The sequence below is a fragment of the Paraburkholderia sp. EG286A genome, from assembly GCF_040965375.1.
GTDB lineage: Bacteria > Pseudomonadota > Gammaproteobacteria > Burkholderiales > Burkholderiaceae > Paraburkholderia.
The window spans coordinates 1-1,524 of sequence record NZ_JBFRCB010000028.1 but is presented as its reverse complement, the minus strand read 5'-3'; the positions used below and the strand labels follow the sequence as shown (position 1 = coordinate 1,524).

Genomic DNA, 1,524 nt, shown 5'->3' with positions numbered 1-1,524 from the left:
GGCTTTTTGGGTCTCATGTCATCTGAATTTCCTGAAGGCGACGTAGCAGTAAATCTCGACGGTGGATCATGCTGATATCCGCGGGTTGGTTACCGCATTACAGAAGTCCGCCCAGTGAGCCTGCCGCTATCTAGTCCCGCAAATCGAATCGAATTCGTTGCGTAACGGTCTCGCGGGTTACTCGTGTGCCGGGCTACGCCGCCCTCAGGAAACTCCCGCTCAGGATGGTGAGGTTGCTTCACGTGTTGTTCAACGGGTGGGTTACGCCATGCGCACCTCGGGCCGTGCGGCGAGCGACATGGCGAGCTGACTTATGTCCCAGATGAACCCAGCGAGTTCCCGGGCGACTGCGACCACCACGACGCTCTTCTGCTTGCCACGCGCGACGAGCTTCCGATAGCGCCGGCACAGACGCACCTGGGCGTCCCATGCTCGGTCAACGATTGGTTTGGGGATGCCTTCGTGCCGGCGCTCGATTTCGGGGCTCACGCGGGCCGGGTGCTGATAGCTCCAGGCCGCTTCAACGAGCAGCTTTCGCGCGTAGCTGTTGCCGTGTTTGGTAATGCTGCCCAACCGACGTTTCTCGCCCGACGAGTGTTCAGAAGGCGTCACCCCTAGCCAGGCCATCAGTTGACGCGGGTGCACGAAGCGTGACAGATCCCCGAGCTCGGCGAGCATGCCCACCGCCGTGGTGAACTGCACACCGCGCATTGTCTGTAATCCCAGTACGGCAGGATAAAAGCGCCAGCTAACGACCGCCTCGCGCAACGCGATCTCCAGTCGGTCGCATTGCGCAAGGCGGTCCTCGATCGTGCGCCGATATTCCTCGAACGCCAGTTGTTGCCAGACGCTGTCAAAGCTATAGGCGCTCAGCCAGCGCCGGTGCGCAGGCCCCCAGTTGGCGCGCCCGGCATAGTGCACACCATGCAGGAGTAGAAATCCCTTCAGCCTTTGCCGGGCACGCTTAAGATCGTCCTTGGCGCTGACCCACGCGCGGGCCAGATCGCGGAATGCTTCGTCTTCAACACTGGGCACGTACACCGCCGACAGGTCCCCCGCGCGCAACGTTTTCACGAGCTTGGCGGCGTCGCGTCGATCGGTCTTGACGCGTTCACCGGGCTTTTTAGGAATTAGCGACGGCGCGCAGACCATGCATTCGAATCCCTTCTGCAGGAGCTGACGGTATAGCCCATAGCCACAGGGGCCCGCCTCGTAGACGATGTGGATGCGCCGGGCCTTTGACTGGAGGCGCTTGCACATGCGATCAATATCCGTCTTCGCCGTACCGATCTTGCCGAGCAGTTCGACCTCGGCTGAGCCCAGCGCATAGGCAACCGTGATCGAATCCTTGTGAACGTCGAGCCCTACGTACAGTGTGCTATCGTTTTCCACGCTGGCCTCCGTGATGGATATCGCCGGGGTGTGGCCCTGTCCGCACCGTGCGGCTCTGGCAGACATGCTAACCCGCGTTTGAATCCGCGCGGCGGCCAGCCTCTACCTCGCGGAGTCATACTGTCTAGTCGC

At 61.5% G+C, this 1,524-nt stretch carries 1 protein-coding gene; it reads right to left on the bottom strand.

What is annotated here, in order from left to right; translation table 11 throughout:
- Positions 1-261: 261 nt before the first annotated feature.
- Positions 262-1,392, bottom strand: a complete 1,131-nt coding sequence (locus tag AB4Y35_RS42075) for an IS110 family transposase (RefSeq protein ID WP_368708799.1) — start codon at positions 1,390-1,392, stop codon at positions 262-264.
- Positions 1,393-1,524: the final 132 nt, after the last annotated feature.